This is a genomic window from Sutcliffiella horikoshii, assembly GCF_044809035.1.
Classification (GTDB): domain Bacteria; phylum Bacillota; class Bacilli; order Bacillales; family Bacillaceae_I; genus Sutcliffiella_A; species Sutcliffiella_A horikoshii_G.
This window is the reverse complement of the sequence record NZ_CP085237.1, coordinates 3,824,819-3,847,920: the sequence shown is the minus strand read 5'-3', so window position 1 is coordinate 3,847,920 and position 23,102 is coordinate 3,824,819. Positions and strand designations below refer to the sequence as shown.

At 42.9% G+C, this 23,102-nt stretch carries 19 protein-coding genes; 15 read left to right on the top strand and 4 right to left on the bottom strand.

Translation table 11 applies throughout. The annotated features are described in order from the left end of the window. The first annotated feature begins 4 nt into the window (after positions 1–4). From LG307_RS19870 to manA, 7 genes are all read left to right on the top strand, one after another. Positions 5–898, top strand: coding sequence for a carbohydrate ABC transporter permease (locus LG307_RS19870; protein WP_404445656.1), 894 nt, complete (start codon positions 5–7; stop codon positions 896–898). Beyond that, the gene (locus LG307_RS19865) at positions 895–3,474 is read left to right on the top strand and encodes a glycoside hydrolase family 38 C-terminal domain-containing protein (protein WP_404445653.1); all 2,580 of its coding nucleotides are present in this window, start codon (positions 895–897) and stop codon (positions 3,472–3,474) included. Before LG307_RS19870 ends, LG307_RS19865 begins: the two co-directional genes overlap by 4 nt. Before the next feature lie 15 nt (positions 3,475–3,489). Beyond that, positions 3,490–5,016: a DUF4127 family protein gene (locus LG307_RS19860; RefSeq protein WP_404445651.1), complete on the top strand. Its 1,527-nt coding sequence runs from the start codon at positions 3,490–3,492 to the stop codon at positions 5,014–5,016. Position 5,017: 1 nt separating this feature from the next. Then, positions 5,018–5,905: an ROK family protein gene (locus LG307_RS19855; protein ID WP_404445648.1), complete on the top strand. Its 888-nt coding sequence runs from the start codon at positions 5,018–5,020 to the stop codon at positions 5,903–5,905. A gap of 132 nt (positions 5,906–6,037) precedes the next feature. Then, a complete protein-coding gene (locus tag LG307_RS19850; RefSeq protein WP_404445646.1) occupies positions 6,038–8,374 on the top strand; it encodes a family 10 glycosylhydrolase in 2,337 nt (778 codons plus the stop codon). Positions 8,375–8,432: 58 nt separating this feature from the next. After that, positions 8,433–9,992 (top strand): FAD-dependent oxidoreductase, encoded by a 1,560-nt coding sequence (locus LG307_RS19845; RefSeq protein WP_404445643.1) that lies wholly within the window; start codon positions 8,433–8,435, stop codon positions 9,990–9,992. 63 nt (positions 9,993–10,055) lie between these two features. Beyond that, entirely contained in the window at positions 10,056–11,012 is a 957-nt protein-coding gene (gene manA, locus LG307_RS19840; RefSeq protein WP_404445640.1) for a mannose-6-phosphate isomerase, class I, read from the top strand. A 67-nt stretch (positions 11,013–11,079) separates the two neighbouring features. Here the strand turns inward: manA and LG307_RS19835 are convergent, their stop codons facing one another. Beyond that, positions 11,080–11,505 (bottom strand): hypothetical protein, encoded by a 426-nt coding sequence (locus tag LG307_RS19835; RefSeq protein WP_404445637.1) that lies wholly within the window; start codon positions 11,503–11,505, stop codon positions 11,080–11,082. A gap of 216 nt (positions 11,506–11,721) precedes the next feature. Here LG307_RS19835 and LG307_RS19830 point away from each other — a divergent pair, with 216 nt between their 5' ends. From LG307_RS19830 to LG307_RS19810, 5 genes are all read left to right on the top strand, one after another. Beyond that, positions 11,722–11,868: a hypothetical protein gene (locus tag LG307_RS19830; protein ID WP_404445634.1), complete on the top strand. Its 147-nt coding sequence runs from the start codon at positions 11,722–11,724 to the stop codon at positions 11,866–11,868. A gap of 191 nt (positions 11,869–12,059) precedes the next feature. Next, positions 12,060–13,115, top strand: coding sequence for a YecA family protein (locus tag LG307_RS19825; protein WP_404445631.1), 1,056 nt, complete (start codon positions 12,060–12,062; stop codon positions 13,113–13,115). Between the two features lie 142 nt (positions 13,116–13,257). Then, the gene (locus tag LG307_RS19820) at positions 13,258–14,202 is read left to right on the top strand and encodes a processed acidic surface protein (protein ID WP_404445629.1); all 945 of its coding nucleotides are present in this window, start codon (positions 13,258–13,260) and stop codon (positions 14,200–14,202) included. 3 nt (positions 14,203–14,205) lie between these two features. Continuing rightward, the gene (locus LG307_RS19815; protein WP_404445626.1) at positions 14,206–14,850 is read left to right on the top strand and encodes a class D sortase; all 645 of its coding nucleotides are present in this window, start codon (positions 14,206–14,208) and stop codon (positions 14,848–14,850) included. Between the two features lie 66 nt (positions 14,851–14,916). Beyond that, a complete protein-coding gene (locus LG307_RS19810) occupies positions 14,917–15,168 on the top strand; it encodes a hypothetical protein (RefSeq protein WP_404445624.1) in 252 nt (83 codons plus the stop codon). A gap of 74 nt (positions 15,169–15,242) precedes the next feature. Here the strand turns inward: LG307_RS19810 and LG307_RS19805 are convergent, their stop codons facing one another. Continuing rightward, positions 15,243–15,671: a YwpF family protein gene (locus LG307_RS19805; RefSeq protein ID WP_404445622.1), complete on the bottom strand. Its 429-nt coding sequence runs from the start codon at positions 15,669–15,671 to the stop codon at positions 15,243–15,245. 335 nt (positions 15,672–16,006) lie between these two features. Between LG307_RS19805 and LG307_RS19800 the strand changes: the two genes are divergently transcribed. The 3 genes from LG307_RS19800 (at position 16,007) to LG307_RS19790 (ending at position 18,331) form a co-directional block, all read left to right on the top strand. Then, positions 16,007–16,558, top strand: coding sequence for a single-stranded DNA-binding protein (locus LG307_RS19800; protein WP_404445620.1), 552 nt, complete (start codon positions 16,007–16,009; stop codon positions 16,556–16,558). Positions 16,559–17,222: 664 nt separating this feature from the next. Then, positions 17,223–17,717, top strand: a complete 495-nt coding sequence (locus LG307_RS19795; protein WP_404445618.1) for a hypothetical protein — start codon at positions 17,223–17,225, stop codon at positions 17,715–17,717. An 83-nt stretch (positions 17,718–17,800) separates the two neighbouring features. Continuing rightward, positions 17,801–18,331 (top strand): VanZ family protein, encoded by a 531-nt coding sequence (locus LG307_RS19790; RefSeq protein WP_404445615.1) that lies wholly within the window; start codon positions 17,801–17,803, stop codon positions 18,329–18,331. 142 nt (positions 18,332–18,473) lie between these two features. Here the strand turns inward: LG307_RS19790 and LG307_RS19785 are convergent, their stop codons facing one another. Further along, complete coding sequence (locus LG307_RS19785) at positions 18,474–21,287, bottom strand: DEAD/DEAH box helicase (RefSeq protein WP_404445612.1); 2,814 nt, start codon at positions 21,285–21,287, stop codon at positions 18,474–18,476. Further along, positions 21,280–22,833, bottom strand: a complete 1,554-nt coding sequence (locus LG307_RS19780; RefSeq protein ID WP_404445610.1) for an SWIM zinc finger domain-containing protein — start codon at positions 22,831–22,833, stop codon at positions 21,280–21,282. Before LG307_RS19780 ends, LG307_RS19785 begins: the two co-directional genes overlap by 8 nt. Positions 22,834–23,102 lie beyond the last annotated feature (269 nt).

Here is a 23,102-nt window from a genome sequence, read left to right as displayed (position 1 = left end):
GAAGATGAATTCTCCTTCTATAAATACAAAACAAGTGAACGTAATAAATCCAAAACCCAAAAGACCACTGACTTTTAAAAAAGTGATAAAGACTTCTCTAACTTACGCAACACTCTTGTTTGTCACGCTTATCATGGTAGGACCATTTCTATGGTTGCTGGCAACCTCTTTGAAATCCGGTGGAGAAAACATCTTCTCCTATCCGCCACAGTTCATACCCGAGAAAATCACCTTCCAGAACTATGTGGAAGTCATGAACTTTTTCCCGTTTTGGCGCTATTTATGGAACAGCATTATCGTTTCGGTAGTTACAGTTCTACTAAATATCATTTTCTGCTCGCTAGCTGCTTATCCTTTGGCACGTATGCAATTTCGTGGAAAAACACTTGTATTTGTCCTAATTATCAGTACGATGATGATCCCTTTCCAGCTTCTAATGATTCCGATTTATCTGCTGGCGCTAGAGATGGGATTGCAAAACACATATGCAGGATTGATCTTACCTCACGCAACGACTGCATTCGGTATATTCCTGATGCGTCAAGCATTTCTGACAATACCTTACGAGTTGGATGAATCAGCAAGGATGGACGGTGCAAACTCATTCCAAATTTGGTGGAGAATCTTAATGCCGCTTGTAAAACCATCAATTGTCACGTTATCCATCTTTACGTTCATGATGGCATGGGGAGACTTTCTCTGGCCTCTCATTATTTTAAATGATACTAGCATGTATACTCTTCCACTTGGAGTAAACACCTTAGCAGGTTCCTTTTCCGCTAACTGGCGTTATATAGCAGCTGGTTCGATTATCTCTATTCTGCCTATCATCATTATTTTTGCCATTCTTCAGCGTCATTTCATTGCTGGGGCGATGAAAGGAGCCGTGAAAGGATGAGAGAGAAAACATACACTTGCTATGTCGTTTTTCAAACGCATTGGGACAGAGAATGGTATTTACCTTTTGAAGTGTACCGTCACCGTTTGACTCAGGTTATTGATAGAATCGTAGACGGTCTTGAGAGGAAAGAGCTGGAACAGTTCGTTCTTGATGGGCAAATGGCTGCACTCGAAGATTACTTAGAGGTGTGCGAACCCGATATGGAGGAGCGCATCCTCTCCCTTATAAATGAAAAGAAAATTATCATTGGCCCATGGTATGTGCTTGCGGATGAATTTCTTGTTTCAGGTGAATCACTCATTCGAAACTTGGAAATTGGAATGAAGCTTGCAAATAAATATGGGGAATCACAAATGATAGGCTATTTACCCGATACGTTCGGGCATGTCAGTCAAATGCCTCAACTTCTTAAAGGCTTCGGGATAGACAATGCAATTGCTTGGCGTGGAATTGACTCAGACAGTTCAGAGCTTGTCTGGAAGGCTCCAGACGGCTCACAGGTGTTGACCGTCTTTCTACCAGAAGGTTATTACCAGCCTATTCTAAATGAAGAATCCTTTCAATCCTCCATGGCAAACTATGTGGATAAGGTGAAGGGATTTGCTCAAACAACAGCCCTTCTTTTAACAAATGGGGGAGATCACTTGATGCCAAAGCATGGAAATATGCTTGGTAAGATTAAAGAAATCTCCTCAGAGGAAATTCAATTCGTATCCAGTACATATGAAAATTACTTAAATTCATTAAAAGCCGAACTGCCTCAAGATTTGCCGATATATTATGGAGAACTCAGAAGCAATAAACATGCTTATGTCCTTCCAAATGTCTTATCAACAAGAACGTATCTGAAACAGCAGAATCAATTGATGGAGGATGAACTAACTGGTTATACAGAGCCACTATTAACGCTAACAGCGTCTGAGAGGTATCCTGCAAGATATCTCGAGGAATCATGGAAGCTACTTATGAAAAATCATCCCCATGATAGTATATGTGGTTGCAGTTTGGATGAGGTGCACCGTGAGATGGAGACTCGATCCATGAAGTTAGGACAGCGTTTAGAATCTCTTCAGATGGGGGCTTTGGCAACAGCCGGATTACAGGATGCTGCAGAGAGCGGCCATGCTACAAGAAAGCCATTTGAGGATAATACGGTATTTACTGTTTTTAATCCGCATGTTCACCACTATTCTGGTCCTATCAGAGGGACTATTTGGTTAAAAGAGGACAAAGATTTTTCCTTGGAGGATGAACAGGGACAATACTATCAACCTACCATTCTTTCAAAAAGAAAAGACCGCCATTTTGCCTCCCCGCTTGATGCTTTTCCGGAATTTACCGAGGGGGCCTTTTATGAGGTGATATTTTATGTTGAAGGGCTGCCAGCAACTTCCCTTACTACTTTCCAAGTAGCACAAGGGGAATGTAGAAAATTGGCTAATAGGGAAGAGTGTGTAGCAGATACAACCTTTTACCGCATAAATGTCGAAAAAGATGGATCTCTTACCTTGGAGGATAAGAAAACGGGTCGTATCTATAAAGGATTGCAATCTTTTTACAGCTCTTTGGATGTAGGAGATGAATACACTTATTCCCCTCCAGTAAACGATATAAGAACGTTCGGAAGTTTAAAAGGAAATCCAATTGTGGAGCATTCTGAAGCGGGAGATGTTTCTCTCCTACATTACAACGTCGAATTGAACCTTCCTGCTAGTTGCCAAGAAGATCGCTCAGGACCTGTAGAGAAGAAAGTGAAAACGGAAATACAAGTGACTGTTATGCTAACAAGTTTCTCACCAAGAATTGAAAGTAAAGTGAAAGTAATCAATCGAGCAAAAGATCAACGTCTACGCGTGCAATATCCTCTAGGAACTATCATTGAAAAAACATATAGTGACACCGCTTTCGATGTAGTGGAACGACCTGCGAAAAAGTTAGAGGAATTTGAAGCTCCAAAGCAAAAAGAAGTGCCTGTTGTTGTAGAGCCGTCCCTATCTTTCATACGTGCAGAACAAAACGGAATAGGAATTCACTTTTTCCATAGAGGGCTACAGGAATATCAAGTAATGCCGGATGTAAAGGGAGATACCCTCGAGGTAACAATCCTTCGTTCGGTTGGCTGGCTTTCCCGTGATGACCTACGTACCCGCGGTGGAGGAGCTGGGCCTGGAATGGAAACACCTGAAGCTCAATGTCTCGGAACCTACACTTTTGATTTAGCTTTTGAACCAGCTTCAAGATGCACAAATGGTAATATCGCAAAATCTGCCCACTTCTATCGAGTTCCTCCAAAAATATATTCGGGGGACGCACGTGGAAAAAATTTAGTTAGATTAGTAGAGATCGATAATTTGGAAGTGCAGTGGAGCGCCCTCTACTGTTCTGATGGAGAAATATGTCTTCGATTATGGAATCCTACCGAACAGGAACAATCTTTTGGGTTTTCATCTGGACAGGAAATAAGGACTATTACAAGGGTAAGATTGGATAAGGGTGAACCCGCGCCGCTAAATGACCATAGTGATAAACTGTCACCAAAAAGCATTGCCACCTACAGATTACAGTTTTCATAAAGGGAGCTTGTGAAGATGAATAGAAAAATAGCATTGATTCCCATTGATGCAAGACCTGTTACGAGAGAGCTTCCTAAACAGATTGCCCGCATAGGCGGGTGGGAGGTTCTATTGCCTGATAAAGAAATACTTGGCTTTTTGAAAAAGCCCGGAAACATAAATAGCTTAAGTAATTGGCTTTTAGATGTAGCACCGGAAGTTGACGGGTTCGTACTTTCAACCGATATGCTCTCTTATGGTGGACTTGTTCCGTCCCGAATTAATTCAGATGAGCTACAAGTTACCTTAACGCGAATGGAACTCATCCTTCAGTTGAAAAAGATATATCCTGAAAAACCAATCATGGCTTTTAGCGCAACCATGCGCATTTCCAATAACTATGTTAATGAAGAAGAGAAAGAGTATTGGAAAGATTACGGTGAGGAAATTTGGAAGTACTCCTATCATACTCATCGCTATGTAAGAACAGAATGTGAAGAATCCAAGGGTAAAGTAGAGAAGTTAACTGCTGTTATTCCCCCTGACATTTTACGAGATTATCTACAAACCCGAGAAAGAAACTTCCAAGTAAATCTCTCTTTATTAGATTTGGTGGAAAATGGAACAATAGATGTACTTGTATTTCCACAGGATGATACGTCCGAATACGGATTAAATATTGAAGAGCAGGAAAGACTAACTGATTTTGTACGTAAACGGCAGCTATCTTCCAAAGTCTTTATTTACCCAGGAGCAGATGAAGTGGCGAACACACTCATCTCCCGCCTTATCTACAAACTGGAAAATGTGTCACCACCTACTTTCTTCCCTGTTTACAGCGGAGAAACAGGCTCCCATATACATGCAATGTATGAGGACAGACCAATATGTGAATCAGTAAAGGGCCAAGTTTTCGCATTTGGAAGCTATACAGTAGATAATGCCAATGATGCGGATATTGTCTTTGCAGTGAACGTGCCAGGAAAACAACAAGGCGACCTAGCATTGCAAAAATTTTTGGGTGAAGTAGATACTTCCCACCGAAACATCGGTGAATGGATTTCTAGGATTCGTCATTATGTAAAAAAACAGAAGCTGGTTGCTATTGCGGATGTGGCTTATGCAAATGGAGCGGATTCCGCAATGCTTCCGAGACTTTTAGATGATGTAACTCTCTCTCGTTTAAGCGGGTTTGGTGCTTGGAATACAGCAGGGAACACCATCGGAACAGTGGTTGCTCAATCTGCCATGCTTTATCTTCAAAAAGAAAAACCTACTATTCCTTATGAAGAAGTCCAAGAACATATGGAGGAACAAATAGTACTAAGGATCCTGGACGACTATCTTTATCAGACGATTGTACGGCAGCAAGTGCGTAAAGCAGTGAACCTTGAAACCATCACAGATGAAACCCTTCTCCAAGAGGTGGCGTTCAGATTCAACGAAGAAGCAAAAGTCTTTTTAGAAAAATACTCCTTAGGTTATGAAATAAAAGATATTTACTTGCCTTGGAACCGAACTTTTGAAATAGGAATTAGTCTAGCAAAAGATGGAGACAGGTAGTATGAGTTTGCGAATAGGAGTTGACTTAGGAGGAACTAATCTTCGTGTTGCACTAGTTCAGAAGGACGGAAAAATAGTCAGGGACTTGGAGCGCAAAACTGAAGCGGAAAAAGGTCCGGAATACATCATGAACATGATGATTGACATGATCCGTGATATTAGGGGGGATGACATCGTTAAAGGTGTTGGCGTAGGTTGCCCAGGTCCACTTGACCCAAGAACAGGAGTAATCTATAACCCTCCCAATTTACCCGGTTGGAACAGCATCCCTCTTGCAAGCATGTTGGAAAAGTCATTGAATGAACAGGTGCGAGTTGATAATGATGCCAACGTAGCAGGTCTTGCTGAAGCCAAATTCGGAGCAGGTTTAGGGGCCGAAAGTGTCTATTATATAACGGTTAGTACAGGCATTGGCGGCGGCTTTGTCTTGGATGGTAGTTTGTTTCAGGGGGCAGCAGGCTACGCAGGTGAAATCGGGAATATGATTATTCTTCCTGGAGGGCCAAAACATAATAGTTTAAATGCTGGAGCACTGGAAAGCTTGGCAAGTGGAACAGCTATTGGTATGGCGGGGAGAAAAGCGGGAATTGCAGAAGGGGCGGAAGAAGTTTTTCGTCTAGCTTCATTAGGAGATTTAACCGCCCAAGGTATTATTAGTGATGCTGTAAACTACCTGTCTATTGGCATAGCGAATCTTGTACATTCTATAAATCCCTCCATCTTTGTGTTGGGGGGCGGCGTGATGAAATCGGAAAGACAGGTGCTCGACCCTTTAAAAGAAAAGGTGAGAAGCTACGTTTATCCCGGACTAAGAGAGACAATTAGAATCGTTCCCGCCTCTCTTGGTTCTAAAGCGGGGGTAATTGGGGCAGCGTTTTTAATCAATTGACGAACGATACTATCACACTTCATTTAAGGAGGTGATTCATTCTCAATACATTCAAGTGGGAGAAAGAGTTTTTTCGCAGCATCTGTCATTGGTAATGGTCAGACTTAGAATGCAAAGGGGAGAAGATTGAGGATGAAAAAAAGTATTAAAAAGGCGAAGCTGTTCATCATCAGTGCATTGGTTTTGGCGCTGATCTTAACTGGCCTTCCTATCCAACAACAAACTAGTGCAGCATTGGCGCAAGATCTTGTAAAAGCGGCAAATGGGGAAACGCATGTCATTTTTGATTACAACACTTTAAGAGGCGCTGATCAACTTATCATCTATACACCTGAATTTGGAACAAGTACAAAGAATAATCGGTGGGGAGTTGAAGTAGTAGTAGAGGATGGGACGATAACAGAAGTTCGAGACGGAACTGTCGTAGATATCTCTAACGCACCAATTCCTGAAGATGGTTTTGTGGTCTCCGCTCATGGTACCGCAAGAACTTGGGTGATGGCGAATCTGAAAGAAGGCGAAACGGTAGAAATTTTAGAAGATGTTATCACAGATCCAGTGAAAACATCCAGTTTTTCCATTAACAAGATAGATCCGCAAGCACCATACGAATTCCCGGGCGGCCGCGGAGCAGATGAACTAGTTGTCTATACATCTGCTTACGGGAAGGAACGCACCGGTACAAACCAATATGGTGCAGAATTTATTGTTCGTAATGGAATTGTTGTGGAAATGTCCGGTAGCAACAGTCTTATCCCAGAAGATGGATTCGTTGTGTCTGGTCATGGAGCTGCGCAAAGATGGATCCTTGAAAATACACAAGTGGGGGCGGAAGTAACATTCGATCCTGAAACAATGAAAATTACTTCTCGCATTGATGCAAGCGCATACATACGCGCGGCAGAACTTGTAATGGAGAAAGCTTCGGCTCAAATTGATACAGCAGAAACTAATTTCTTAGATGTACCAATCGAGGAAGCAAAAGCCTCCCTAAAAGAGGCAACGGAATTTTTGAGAATTGCCGAAGAGGCACTCACTGAAGAGGATTGGCAACGTACTATTGATTATTCAGAGTTAGCTGCACAACAAGCCAACAAAGCAGGATTTCAAACAGTGGAGTCAAAAGTAGTGGATGCACGTGGGGTCTGGCATCGACCGACAGAAAGTAATCGCCAAGACATTATTGAAACGTTAGACAAGCTTGCAGACTCTAATTTTAACATTCTGTTTTTAGAAACGTTTTTCCACGGCTACACAATCTATCCAAGTGAAATTGCTGAACAGAATCCAAACTTCGTAGGATGGGATCCACTGGCAGTTTTTATTGAGGAAGGAAAGAAACGTGGCATTGAAGTACATGCGTGGGTGCACACCTTCTTTGTTGGGCATGAGTCTTTAAACCCTCCTGGTCCTATTTTGAAGGAGCATCCTGAGTGGGCAGCAGTAGACCGTGAAGGGCGCATTCCTTCAGTGAAAGAGGTTGGATACTACTATCTTAACCCTGCATTACCAGCAGTTCGCGATCATCTATCCAGTATATTTAACGAAATGGTTACCACACATGAAGTGGATGGACTTCATCTTGATTACATCCGTTATCCTGTCAGTCTTCCGATTGAAAATGGATACAGCTATGATGAGTACAGCCGTAATGAATTCAAGAAGGTTTCAGGTGTTGATCCATTGGATATCACACCTGCAGACAAAGAGCTTTGGGAAGAATGGAATGTATGGAGACAAAATCAAATATCTACTTTTGTAGAAAGAATTCATGGCGAAGTGAAGGAAGTTAACGAATCGTTAGAACTTTCGACTGCGGTGTTCCCAGAAGTGTCTGACGCAATCGATCAAAAGTTTCAAAACTGGGTGGAATGGGTTAGTGCTGGCTACATGGATTTCATTACTCCGATGATCTATGCAGTTGATACAAATTATGTGCAACGTACTACAAACGAATTCATGGAGCGCTTCCAACAACCGGTTTTATCTTATATTGGTCTGGCACCATTCGTTGGTTTCTCTGATGAATTGTTGGTCGACCAGGTAAAAGCAATGAATGAGACAGACGCGGCAGGACAGGTTCAATTCGCGCTACACTCGCTGAGAGAAGAGCATTTTGAAGCTTTAAAAGCAGGCCCGCAACGCAAGAAAGCTTTCTTACCTCATGCAGACCCGATGCTTGCAGCTGAATTGGTTGTTAAAGACACAAAACGTAAAATTGCAAATATCTATATACCTAGAGATGGGGTGGACCATCCCGCTGTTAGAGCGTTGGAACAGCAGATCATAAACCTGGAGAGAGCTGTAGATAAAGGTGACATTTCAGAGATCAATGGAAAAATTGCAGCAGCGCAGGACTTTGTTTCGGATCGTGAAAAACACATCCGTCCAGCAGTCTCCAATCATCTGCTAAAAGATCTTGATCAGCTTAAACAACTTATGGAATTTGCACAATTCAAGCAACAATAAGGGTAGCTGGTGGCGGGTATACCTGTCACCAGCTTCATACATAGAGGAGTGAGTGTTGATGAAAGCGGATATTATTGTGGTTGGCGGTGGCCTTGGTGGGTGTACAGCAGCACTAGCTGCAGCTAAAAGAGGGCAAAACGTCATCTTGACCGAAGAAACAGATTGGATTGGGGGGCAACTTACAAGCCAGGCAGTTCCACCGGATGAACATAAATGGATAGAACAGTTCGGTTGCACAGCTAGTTATCGTAACTTTCGTAACCGAGTACGGGACTACTACAAGAGAAACTACCCTCTAAAAGAAGAAGCCGTTGAAATTGAACATTTGAATCCCGGGAACGGCTGGGTCAGCAGACTTTGCCATGAGCCGAAAGTGGCGTTGGCGGTTTTAGAGGAAATGCTTGCTCCATATGTGGCTAGCGGCAGAATAACTATTTTACTCAACTATCAGGTAGAAAGTGCTGCTGTTGATCAGGATACAGTCCAGTCTGTTGTAGTTAAGCATGTTTTGTCAGGGAATACACTCACCCTGACAGGTGCAATCTTCTTAGATGCCACTGAATGCGGTGATTTGTTGCCCTTGGCTGGTGTGGAATATGTAACTGGGGCTGAATCAAAAGCAGAAACGGGTGAACTGCACGCTCCAGAAGAAGCACGTCCTCAAGATATGCAGCCCATCACACATGTCTTTGCAGTGGATTACTTAGAAGGAGAGGACTTCACAATCGAGAAGCCTCTCCAATATGATAAATGGAAAAATTATCAGGCCCCATTTTTACAACACAAGCAATTGAGCTGGTTCGCACCTGATGCACATACAGGAGAATCCAAGGAGTTTGCCATGTTTCATCAAGGCGAGCTCTGGGGGCTGTGGGGCTATCGACGTATCATCGACCCACTCCTGTTTAAAGAAGGAACATTCCAAGGAGATATCAGCTTAATCAATTGGCCCCAAAATGATTATTGGCTCGGTTCCATCATTGATGTAAATCCTAATGACCGTATACGGTACCTAGAAGAAGCCAAGCAGTTAAGCTTATCTTTATTATATTGGGTGCAGACAGAGGCACCACGTCCTGATGGCGGAAAAGGTTACCCTGGAGTCCGCATCCGCCCAGATGTGTTAGGGACAGAGGATGGTTTAGCAAAATATCCTTATATCCGTGAATCACGAAGGATAAAGGCATTGTTCACAGTTGTGGAAGAGCATATCAATGCAGAAACCAGAGGAAATAAAGGGATTGAAAGGTTTGAAGACTCTGTTGGTATTGGCTGTTATCGAATCGATCTTCACCCAACAACAGAAACCAACACCTTCTTTTATACGGAAAGTTATCCATTTGAAATCCCACTTGGTGCACTATTGCCCATACGGGTGAAAAACCTGTTGCCCGCTTGTAAGAACATTGGGGCTACACATATCACCAACGGATGCTTCCGTGTCCATCCAGTGGAATGGAACATTGGAGAATCTGTAGGCTATCTTGCGGCATTTTCCTTAGAGAAAGGGATTCTTCCGCGTGAAGTGAGGGAGAATGAAGGGATGTTACTTGAGTTCCGAAAAATGTTAATTAAAGAGGGGATCGAGTTAAGTTGGCCAGAAATTGGTGCAATTTAAACTGATAGAGTGTCTACTACCTGTTATTATGGTGAACTTTCATAAAATGATGAGGTGAACATAATGGTAAACAAGAAAGACGTTCTATTCCTCGAGCCGGTCTTTCAAGAGCGCATTTGGGGAGGAACCAAACTAGCTGATCATTTTGGATATGAGATTGCGTCCGAATTGACAGGAGAGTGCTGGGCGGTTTCGGGACATCCAAACGGACAAAGTATAATTAAGAATGGTTCATTTGCAGGTAAGCTTTTAGGTGAATTATATACGGAGCAAAGGGAGTTATTCGGCAACCATCAAAGTGACAGATTCCCGTTGCTCACAAAAATCCTTGATGCAAACCAAAATCTTTCCGTTCAAGTACATCCCGATGATAAGTATGCAAATCAGTATGAAAACGGAGAGCTTGGAAAAACAGAATGTTGGTATGTGATAGATTGTGAGAAAGATGCAGAAATCATTTTTGGTCATACTGCTGAATCAAAGGAAGAATTCATTAAAAAGGTTAATGGTGGAGAATGGGAGAATCTTTTGACACGAGTGCAGGTTAAACCGGGTGACTTCTTTTACGTACCCAGCGGAACCATCCATGCTCTTTGTTCTGGTGTGTTAATTCTTGAAACGCAACAAAATTCAGATACTACTTATCGGATTTATGATTATAATCGCAAGGACAAAAATGGGGATTTCAGGAAACTGCATATTGAGAAATCCATCGAAGTATCAACTATTCCTCATAAACCTGTTGATATGGTTCATAAGGTTTCTAAGTTGGATGCTGCTACCGTTACAACATTTGTGGAAGCCGAATATTTTACTGTCTCCAAATGGGAAGTGGAAGGGAAATACTCATCAAAACACGATAAACATTTCTCGATTGGAAGCGTAATATTAGGTTCTGGAGAACTCAAGGTGAACGGACATGTTCACCCGCTTAAAAAAGGTGACCACTTTATCATACCATCAGGTGTAGAAGAGTTAACTGTTATAGGGAAAATAGAAATAATTATTTCACATCCATAAAATAGAAAAGAAGACCGTCAGATACAGTGAATCTAAATCTGACGGATTTTTCTTTGAAATTATATCATCATTCATACAATTCCTTATACACAATTGCCTTCAATGCCAGCAATTCTTCCTCTGTCAATTTCTCCTCGAATGTTTCCATCAGCGCAAGCACTTCCTGTTCGGTCATGCCACTTGCGGCCTGTGACTGTATCTGCTGCATTTCTTGCAAACTGAGCTTTTGCATAACCATCCTTGTGGCTTCTTCACGTGTTTGGATTGGCAGCTCTTCTAGGTTCGCTTCTGCCCCTTCTGCAAGGTAACTCTTCAATGCAGGAGACCTGTCCACATACTCCCTGGCCATAGCCACATCGTTATTTTCCACCAAATCTTTTTCCACATATTCGACTGCCTGATCTTCCAAGTATTTATTGATAAAATAATAGCCTGCATACCCAAGTACTCCCAGAATGAGCACGGTAATAAATAATCCTTTGAAAAATTTCATTTCAGATACACCCACCTTCCCTATAACTATATAAAAGGGGTAGGGAAGAAAGCAAATTTAAAAAAGAAGTTTGGATGGTCGTGAAAACGGTTAAAGACATATTACGACGATATTTTAGAATTATTAGAAAAAATTTCAAATTCTACTTGTAATTTTAGTGAAAAATAGTAGAATTGTAGTATATTTTGTAATTAATTAGGCGGTGAAAATTAGTTAATGAACGATTATAAAAGTATTGATAGCAAAGACGAGATTATCAAAGTCCTTCAATATGCTTATCAACAGGGCACAGAGCGAGAGAATATCTCTATGCTCGAACTTGTGAATGAAATGAAAGAAAAGCTGCAAATGCTTATAAAATAAATAATGATAGATTACTAGATAACACCTTCCGTATACGTTTGGGGGTGTTTTTGTTTTTTATGAGAGGATTGGCTATGATATCCAGCCGTGGCTTTCCTACATGATAGCGAGAAATATGTTAGAATTAAACTCGTTGTCCTTAAGTGTGTTAGGGAACAGCTTAGAAAAAACAAAAGGTTTAAGGTGATAGAATGATTGGAAGAAACGAACCATGTCCTTGTGGCAGTGGAAAGAAATATAAAAAATGTTGTGAGAAAAAACAAGATGGCCTTGATAAAGTGCTGGAATCAGAAGTAATGGCACTTCAGGTCGATATGATGAGATTTGCTTATGAAAAATTCTCGAGTGATCTTGAAAAAGTAAGCATCGACTATCTACATAAATTTTCCTTAGACGAGATGAAGGAAGAGGCTTTTAACGAGCTACTTCATCTTTGGTATATGTTCACGGTAAAGCGAGATAATGGTCTGACGATTGCGGAAGAATTCACAGCAGCACAAGATGGCAAGTTCTCCCGTCCTCAGGTGAAAGAATGGGCACAAAGCTGGCAGAAAGCCTTTCCTTCCGTTTATAAGGTGGCGAATGTGCGTAGCGGAATTTATACTATGGAGGACTTTTTCACAAAAGAGAAAGAAAAAGTCACTTATATCGGCAGAGAAGACAGCTTGAGTAAAAATGAACTGGTGATTGGGATGTTTGTTCCTTTCAAGCAGTCAAAAGTTGTGTTCATGTCCACTTTTGAACGAGGTGTGTTAGAAGCTATCCGCCTAGAAGAAAAGTTAGTTGAGGAATTGACAGAAGTGGCTATGAATACTGACTATATCCGTGCGGAGTTTCCAATGCTTGCGGGCAGAATGATAGAGTTTGAACTCAGTGAAGAGGATGTCCAACAGTTGCCAGTTCAAGATGAGGCGCAAGAGCGTGTGTTAGGATTGTTTGCAGACGGAGCGAAAAAGCGCGGTTATCCGGAAAGATTTTTGGAATTCGCCACTATGCTGTGGTCCATCTATTGCATGAAAGAGAGTCCAGTCATCCGCAACGAGCAGAATTACGCTGCTGCACTGATTTACTTTTTGGACACTCATTTTATGAAGGAACAGCAGGAAACACAGAAGGCGCTAGCGGAAGAATTCGGCATAGCAGCAGGAAGTGTTTCATCAACATTCCGTAAGCTAGACGAGGTTTTGCAACCTGTTATCCAGACCTTTGAAGATGATATTGAAGCAGCCTTGCAGGGCACTTCGTAAAAAATGAGCATCTAATTTTTCCGACTTTTTGCGTGGAGATTAGATGCTTTTTTATTTGGAAAAATAACCAGTTTCCTGCATAAATTTTCCGCATATGCGCATGCTACTAAAAAATGGTAACGATAAATGGGAGGCATGGAAAATGCAGCGGTTTCTGTTGGTTATTTGTGCATGTTTAATAGGGTCGACACTATTCTTTTCCCCGCTAAATGCAAAGGCGGCGCCAAAGGAGGAAGAGGTGGATTCCTATTTGAAGGAAATAGGGTGGACAAGAAAGGATCTGGATAAGTATTTGGCGTTTTATGAAGTGAGCTTGGATGATTTCAAGGATATCAATCACCTGCAAGATGAGCTAGGTACGCCAATAAATGAAGAAAATCTTCTTGTTATGCTAGAAACCTATGATCTGACAAAAGAAGAGCTCGAAGTACTGTTGTCACGTTTTGGGGAAAAGGTGCAGGATTATACATTCATTGAGGACTTGGAAATTGCGGTTGATTTTTATATGACCCATGAAGAAGAAGTGGCGAGAGCAGAGGATTTCCTAGTATCCATGGGATTTGAGGCAGAAGAGGCACGCCAAATTTTCCGGCATATTTTGAGTTTGCCAAAAGATGTTTTGGCAAAGGAACTTGAAAGATTGCAAGGGATGTTGGATGAAGAACCTAATTCTGTTGAAAAAGTCTTTTCCCTGTGGACAGAGTTCATGGAAGTGTTTCGGGTGGAGGCCGATCTTCATGTAGAGGACGGTAGCCGAGTGAAGGTATCACAGGAGGTGCTTATGCAGCCCGGATGGTTGGAGGGAAAGGTAGTTCACTTGGACCTTTTTGATAAAGAGGGTTCGCTTCTTGCTTCAGCAGTAATGGATGAGCAGATTGTTGCCCCGTCCTATGTGCAGTCCACTGGGAAAGAGCTCATTCATTTAGGTCAGGTTGGCGTGAAAATGAGTGACGAGCTTTATAGCAATAGGATGCCTAATACCTCGTCTCTTTATGGGGTGGGAATGCTGGCAGGACTGGGGTTAGTAGTGGTGGCTGGTGGAGCCATGCTTATGTTGAATGGTGCCAGAAGGGTCCGCAAGGGGTAGGAAATGCGAGGGCGTTATGGCTGGGCATTTGTTCTTTGGATATTGATGGTGACGGGGGCTGCTTTGTTTGTGGGAAGCGGCCTTTTGTTTTGGCAGGGTTTATCGGCAGTGGAGGATAGGTCGGGGTTGGGGAGAGAGGGTTCGCAATTTGTAGAGGAAATGCCTTCAGGGATGGATTTGACGGAAACAGAGGCAGCTGGAGCTAGAGCGATTGGGGAGCTTGGGAAGGAAATCGGCGAAGTGTATTTTCCTGTTTTAGAGGTAAGTGTACCGATATTTCACGGTGTGTCAGAGGAGGAACTTGTTAAGGGCGTCGGACATGTTCCGGGTACCGGTTTGCCAGGAGACGGCGGGAATATTGTGCTGTCAGGTCATAGGGATACCGTCTTTCGTCGTTTGGGGGAGCTTGAAGTCGGCGACAAGGTGATGCTCAGGTTTGGTGGTGGAGAGTACACATATAAGATCAGTCGAATCAGAATTGTGGATAAAGAGGACACTTCAGTGGTGGTTCCACGGCCGCGGGAGATGTTGACGATTACTACTTGCTATCCATTTCGGTTTATTGGTAGTGCGCCTGAGCGGTATGTGATCGAGGCGGAGTTGATTGGAGGAGAAGGTGAGTTTGGCGGCTTCGATGAATTTCGGTGATTTTTGGGTTTAGGGAACGGAGTTGTGCTAATTGATGAGAATTTGTTAAAATCGGATAGTTTTTAGGTGGAAATCAATGCTTGGAAAATCATTCGGACAAACTCAGGGGCTGTTTGGACAATTATCAACCTTTTTTTAAATGGTTCGGACAATGTTTTTATTTGTTCGGTCAACTGTGAGGTGGGGTTTGGACATTTAAAAAATTTGTTCGGTCAACTTATTGAAAACTTCGGTCAACTATGCACAATCTTTGGACAACTTTTGAAAAACTTCGGTCAAAATCAGCAAAACTTCGGACATTTACCTCAAAACCCGTAAAGGGTCAGACCCCTCTTTAGTGCATTAACGCACAGCGGGTCAGACCCCTCTTTATCTCTTTAACGCACTAAACCTCACTTACTCTTCTCCAACACCGGTTTTTCTTTTACTTTGTTTTTGAAGGCGTCTACTAGTTCGTCACCGGTGTAGCCTTCTTCTACTAGGCGTTGGAGCAGTTTTTCGTGGTAGTTGGTGTTTTTGCGGAAGAGCTCTCCTTCGAATAGAATGCTCATCTTGTCTTCCATCACTGCCACTTGGCGGACGACTGCTTCAAAGGAAGCAGGGTCATTGGTTGGTTTTGAGATTGTAGCTTGAACATGAAGCATTTCTTCGTTATCACGGAACTTTTCATATTTTTCCGGCTCGCTCTTAGGCAGCAAAGCTTCAATCAACCAGTTTTCTTTTCCGTACTCTCTATTAATAATCAATCCGTCTTGTAAATCCAGCTGTTCAACTTCTTCTCCATGTACAAGGGATAATGCAATAAGTTTGAACGTTTTCATGATTTTCCTCCAACGGGTATATTTTAGGTTTCCATAATGAGTCTAAGTGAAGCTGTTAGACCTCAATACATGAACCAATATTTTGTCTTATTATAACATAAGCGCAGGGAAAGATACCCTCACCCGATAGAACGTCAGAAAAAAATCCTCCATATGTTTAATTTCATCATTCGACATCTCTTTTACCATCCAAAACTGTATTTTCCCTTTAGGGCAAAACACGATTTCACCTAAAAAAACCTTCATAAAATTGCAAAACCCTCATTTTACCTAAACCTACCGAGCAGTTATGATAACGGAGCAATACGAAATTTGTAGAAAAAGGAGGGATTATCGTGATTAATGAAGTGGTGCTGATTGGTCGGATGGTGAAGGACCCTGATCTGCGTTATACGGGTGATGGAACACCTGTTGCAAGCTTCAGACTTGCTGTTAATCGGAATTTTAAAAACCAGGAAGGTGTCTATGAGGCAGACTTTGTTTCTTGCACGGCGTGGAGAGGCACTGCGGAAACGACGGCGAATTATTGCCGAAAAGGTGCACTTGTGGCAGTCACCGGCAGGATCCAGACAAGTCGATATGAAGCTAAGGATGGAACGACCGCTTTTTCTACCGATATTGTGGTGGACAAAGTGCGGTTTCTTGAAAAAAAGAAGGAGGAAAAACCTTCTGCGCCGCCAATACCGCCGTATCCGGAAAAGCAGAACTCGACTACGGAGCAAATGCGTAGTGAGATACAGAGGTGGGAGCAGTCTCAACCTCTGCAGGAAAATCGGCAATCGGAAAGTTCCCAAAGTCCGCCGCCGGTTCATCACTCTTCACAAAGAACATCAGAATTCCCAGACTTGTCGACACAACCACGACCTCCTGAAAAGGTTGGAGTGTAGCTAAAAGTCTTGCAAGGTCATCCCAAGTATCAAGCAATCTATATTCTTTACCTATTACCTATAAAGCAAAGGGCTCCCCTCCCATTTTTGCTTTAGCCTTTCATTAAAAAAGGCAACTTGCGGAAACAAGCTGCCTTTCTTTTTTTGCTTATCAGCATGATGCAGAGGATAAGCCCTCTTGGTTCCTCTAGAGAGAAGATTTGCCTCTTTGTTCTCCATTTCTTGGTGCCAGCCTTATTAAAGGTTGGCTCTTTTTGAAATATCATTTGTTCACATAGATAGCAAGCATATCTTCCATTACTTTTCTATCTGTGATGCTTTGATTAGTGTATTTATGTAGGATGTCCTTGAAAGTAGGATGTTGTTTTAGATAGTCAACAATTTGCATCAGTTTTTCGTCGGCTTGTTTGATCTGATAGAGTTGGTTGAATTCTTTTACATAATGTTCTTGTTCGTAGTGGTTGCCAAGGAGGTAATCAATAGAATCGTTGTTCTACTTAAGAACAAAAGTATTGATTGTTCCTAAATAGAACAGTGTCGAATTTTGCAAAATAGTGAGAATGAAAGAGGATAGGGCAGAATACCCAGGAAAAAGCTATAAAACATTAATTTTCCTAAATTTTCTATAAAAAGTAAATTTACCTATACTAAGGAGGAGTGAATAATGAAAGAGGGAGTGATGGATGTGGCTGATTTTAAGTTGACTACGGTAAGTTTTCATCCTGGGATGGAAGATCAGAATCAAGGTGGACAGAATTATTTTATTTATGTAAAAGAACCAAAGGATGACTATTCATCAGCACCGGGATCCTCTTTCTTTGATGCCTTGGAAATTTCAAAAGATGAATCTGCTAAGAATGGGAATTGGCGTTGCATTTCGACGAGTTCCAACCAGTCTGTTGAACTGCATTTTCGCTCATACGAGGATAAAAGAATCATATCAGTTACCATCAACCTCCCAAGCTACCAACTCGATATCTCCTCATATGCCTGGTACAGACAGCGTAAAGCATTTCTAAAGCTCGAATGCCCGGAACAAGTTTGTCAGGAACTAGTAGAAGGATTATTACAAAGGATATTTGTCAAATACAACGGAAAAACCGCCTATCTAAGTTTAAAGCAATCAAAACAAGGCGTGATCAGCAAGAATTTCAGTTGAAGAGTATAAGGGATGCCTAGAAGGGACACACCGTAACTAAGTAGAATTTTTTCGATTCTAACTAGATTACGGTGGTGGCTCATTTGAGAAATAAGAGGATTCTATACTATCTGTTTCTGGCCTTTGGCTGGACCGTCATATTGTTCTATATGTCTACCATGTCCTATGCTGATCAGGACATCAGGCCATATTTGCGGATGCTGGTGGCAGAAGAACGTCTTGCTGCTGTGTTCTCTGGAATGGAGATTCCGTATGTGAATAACAAGATGAGCGTGGAAAGCATGGGAGGATATGAGTTTGTGGAATTCCTCTTTCGAAAAGGAGCGCACCTGTTTTTTTATAGTGTCCTTGGTTATTTGCTTGTCCGGTACTTTGCCAGTTCTTTAGGGAGGAAGTATTGGAGAGTATTTATGTTCAGTTTTTCAATCCTTCTTGTCATTGCGATGCTAGATGAATTTTTGCAATTTCATCATCCAGACCGAAGTGGCCAGTGGGCGGATGTTTGGTTGGATGGGATGGGTGGATTGAAAGGGATTATTACCGGATTTTTGTCCACTTACGTTAAAAAGAATAAGAAAGAGGCAACAAAAAAAAGCGCAGACTCATCTTTGTAGATGGGGCTGCGCTTTTTGGTGGAGGGTGATATATGAGTAGTGCAGGATTTGGATAAAAAGTAAAGACCTCCTGATTTTGGAATTAGGCAAGCAGAGGTCTTTACCAGTCAGTTCACCGGTAAGACCACGACAACCTATATCCTCATCGCAACGTCAACAAATCCCTCAATTCCTCATTATCAAGCTCGGTAATCCAGCCCTCGCTTGTGATAATCTGATTATTCAGAGCCTGCTTCGATTCAATCATCGCGTCGATTTTCTCTTCCAACGTTCCGGTGGCAATAAACTTGTGGACATGTACAAACCGGCTTTGCCCGATCCGATACGCTCTGTCGGTTGCCTGATTTTCAACGGCCGGGTTCCACCAGCGGTCATAGTGGATAACATGGTTGGCTGCGGTCAGATTCAATCCGGTTCCGCCGGCTTTCAATGATAGTACCAGCACATGAAAGTCCCCGTCCTGGAAATCCTGAATCAGCTGATCGCGGTCTTTTTTGACGACACTGCCGTTTAGAAATCTTCCTTTTTCCCCTAGTGAAGATTCCAATGCGTCAATGATCATATTCCCCATGGAAATGTACTGCGTGAAAATAAGGCAGCTTTCTCCGCGCAAACGAATCTGCTCCACGAGTTCCACCAATTTTTCCATCTTGCTCGAGCGCATCAAAAGATTCTCTGGGGCTTCCTCTTTTAAGTAAAGGGCAGGATGATCGCAGACTTGCTTTAACTGCCCAAGCATTTTCAACACAAGGCCGCGACGCTTAATGCCACCTAATTCCTCGACTTTATCTAAGGTTTCCTTTACGAGCTGTTCGTAAATAGAAGCCTGCTCAATGGTCAATGGACAGTATTCCTTTTGCTCTTGCTTGGCAGGGAGGTTCAGTGCCACCTGTTCATCCTGCTTCGTGCGGCGCAACAGGAACGGTTGGATGAGCATTTGCAGCTGTTGAATCTTCTTTTTATCCTGATCCTTTTCAATCGCCAACACAAACTGCTTGTGGAAGGAGCCTAGTGACCCCAAGTATCCAGGATTGATAAAATCAAAGATTGCCCAAAGCTCTGACAGTCGGTTTTCCATAGGGGTACCGGTCAGGGCGATGTGATGGGAACCGCTTAAATTCCGCACTGCTTGCGATTGCTTCGTATCCGCATTCTTGATGTTTTGTGCCTCATCTAAGCAGATGGTGCGCCAGCCTACACTTGCCAGTTCCTCTTCATCGAGATGTGAAATGGCATAGGAGGTCAACACAACATCTGAACCCAGTACAGCCTCCCGGAAAATAGACCCTTTTCCACGGTTAGGACCATAATGCAGCATAACATCCAAGCTTGGAGCGAATTTCTCCAGTTCTTTTTGCCAGTTTCCAAGTACAGAAGTTGGGCAAATAATGAGAACTGGTGGACCTTCTGGCTCTTTTTCCTTACATGAAAGGAAATAAGCAATCAGCTGAATGGTCTTGCCGAGTCCCATATCATCTGCAAGACAAGCCCCAAAGCCGTGCTCCCTTAAAAAGGTAAGCCATGCCGCACCTTGTTCCTGGTAAGGTCTGAGCTCGCCCTTAAATGTTTCCGGCACCTCAAAGGGAGGAATGTCCTTGCCTTGATAGAGTTGTTCAATCAAGCGCTCGGCAGATCCGGTCAGTTCATAAGAGATATCCTGGACAGAATAGCTTCCACTTGCATCAACTTCTACCGGAAGCTCCCCGCCCATGCCTGCAGCATTACTCTTCAACAGATCCTCCATGCGGATTCCGTTCTCTTCGGCATGTTTCATCATTCGTTTTATTTCTTCAATAAAGCTTGGATCCAACACGACCCATTCGCCTTTGATCTGTACCAAGCGGCGGTTCTCTTCCACAAGTGCAAGGAACTCCTCTTCGGAAAGCTCCGTGTTGCGTGTGGAAAAGCGCCATTCAAAGTTGACTAGGGATTGCAAGCCTACAAAGGATTGGGAATGGTTGCCACCCTTTTTGGATCCGTTCACTCGTGCTTTCACTTTGATTCGGGAATCCTTGATGGCTTGCCACCATGGTGGAAGGAAAATAAAGCTTCCAATGGCTAACAGTCTTTCACTGCCTTCTACAAGGAAACGCCATGCATCCTCTTCCGTCAAATAAGAACGTATCTGGCCATTTGAAAAGAGGGAGGGAGTCAGCTGCTGCCACTTTTTAAAGCCGCGATTGACTTCTTTTTTGTACTTTTTATAAGAAGAGGGAAGGCTATCCTGTTCCCATACATAGAGTTCTTCTGTTTTCTTGTCTTTCAATAAGGTCTCAAGCTTCCAGTCTTGTTCGCCTTTTTCAGGCTCTAAAAGACGGAGCCCCAGTTTGAATGGAGTGGTATCTTTCGTCCAGCCGATGTCTCGAAGCCAGTCTTCTTCATCCACATATTCCACAAGGGAACCTTCCGCTGCTAATTGGCGCGGATCCTTTGTATAATCCATCCAGTATGTCTGGAGATAGCCTTCTTCATTGCGTTCCATCCAATCTTTCATGATGGCGTCCAACCATTCTTCCATTTTGCCGGCATAGGAAGGAAGGAGAGGGTTTTGTGCAATCATTTCCTGCCCTTCTTTTGTCAAAGAAAAGGAAAGTTTCCCTTCCTGCCATGCGGAAAAGCTTGGTTGGAAAGCTCTATTATTCAACAGATCAGACACTGTTGGGGCAATCAGGCGGTATTGTTCCGATTGATCACACCATTCCAACTCAAGAAAAGAATTCTCCGTATTGTTGGCAAAAAGTTCAAGTGCGTCACTCGGATTCAGAAATATCCCGGAAATCCCATCATAGGATGACTCCTGAAGGAATGTGCCAAAAAACGATCCCTCATGCCAAGTGAAAAGCAGTGGGGTGAAACGTGATGGTGGCAGGACCGAGGAGCGAATTTTTACATAGAGAAAAAATTGGTTTTGTTCCTCAATATAGTTCGACTTGGCAAATAGCGCCTCATTAATCATAGCTGAATCTTCCCTTTTTTAATTCTTCTTGGAAGGAGCGAAGTCTTTTCGTTCCTTCTTTTAGCTGTTGCAGATATTGAAGCCAAATGTCTTCCAGTTTCTCTTTTTTATAGAGACTATGTAAAGCCTTCAACAGGGACGTCGCTTCTTTATAGGCGGTTTTGTTGCGCTGCTCCAATGCTTTGTTGATTGCCACATGATAGAGTGGGAAAAGCGCATATGCGTCCGTTTTTTTGATTTCTTTCAGCTTATAAGCCTCCAAACCGCTTAGTTCAAATCCCATCCAAAGCTGCAGCTCCACCCACTGGCGGTAGTTCTTCGTTTCAAACAGGTACCATTCATACTCTCCGTAACTATAGGGCATCAACTGGCGCATGGCATCTTTATAAAGTTTATCTTGCCTGGTTTCCATCGCATAGTCCGTTAACAATTTAAGAAGGTGTTTCGTCAGCTGCCTTTTCCGATCATAGGTTGGTTCTGAATGTATATAGGAAGTCACGATCGGGAGCGAAACAGCCAGCCAACTTTCCAATCTGTCCTTCGCTTTATGGAAGACCAAGGATTGTAACCAATGAAAAAGATATGGCGCATACTGGTTGCCGTTTTTCTTGACCAGCTTCAACGCCTCCTCGTCTTTTTTCTGCAAAAATAACAAATGTGTCTTAGCCAGCTCCGCTTGAAGGGAAGTCTCACCTTGAATCTCTTTCAGCTCAACACTCATCCAATTGCGACGTTGAAACACATCATTCCATGTAAACTGATACACATAAAACATTTCCCTTATAAAAGGTTCCTCTTGTTGCAACAGCTTTTCTCGGATCAACTGCCTGCTTTCCTTCAGCAGGGAGTCAAGTTGAAAGGCGATGGCGCTGTGAAACAAGCCCTTGGATTCCTCTTCGACCGTATCAACAAAACGGTGCAGGATATCGGCAATGTATTGATAAGGTTGTGAACTATCATAGCTGTCTATTACTTGTTCCATACAATAGAGGGAAGCGTGTAATAAAAACAATGGACGTATTTCCGCTTTCTTAGGAGCCTGGGTGCGCAGTTTTGGGAAAAATGCATGTGTCAAGCCGGTCAGATAGGTTCTTTTACTAGGAATGGAGCTTTTATATTGATGATGCTGATGGTCGACAAATTCCAGCCAGCTTGAAAGGGAGCTGTCCTCATAGGTTGTTGCTTCTTTTTTTATCGTTGCCGTCGCAAGGGTTGGGAGGATATTTTCAATTTCTTGTTCCTTCCAACTGTCAATAAGAGAGGCAATCGTTTTGGATTGTGACCATATGGATAGAAAGGTGGCCAGCTGATGGGGACATAGGGTAGTTGCCCCGCAAGAGCATCTGCTAAGGTCGCCGATTTCCTCGTCAAGAAGGACGTGTTTTTGGCCGTTGTCTTGTACTTTTCCGGTCATGGTGGAGCCTTCTTGGTAGGCGTGTATGACGTTGCCTTGGCGGAACAGTTTTAAGCCTTCTTTTAGGATGTTTCTGTTGTTGTCGTTAGTGAGTGGGTATGTATTTATCAGCCATGCTGCAAACTGCTCCATTTTTGTCACCATCCATTAGTGTTTCATAACTTAAATTGCGTAAATTCCCTACAGCCCTTCGTTCCGGCCGTTCGCTTTCCGCGGGCGGTCCGGGAGCCTCCTCACTTCGTTGCGGGGTCTCCCATGTCCCTTCCTCCCGCAGGACAAGGAATTCTGCGACAGCTTTACATCGCACGAAGAAAATGCGTTAGCATTTTCGAGGAGTCTCACGTCCTGCACTACAGGCTGTAGGGGGGATTTGCTCATCTATTACGTCAAAAAACGAAAAG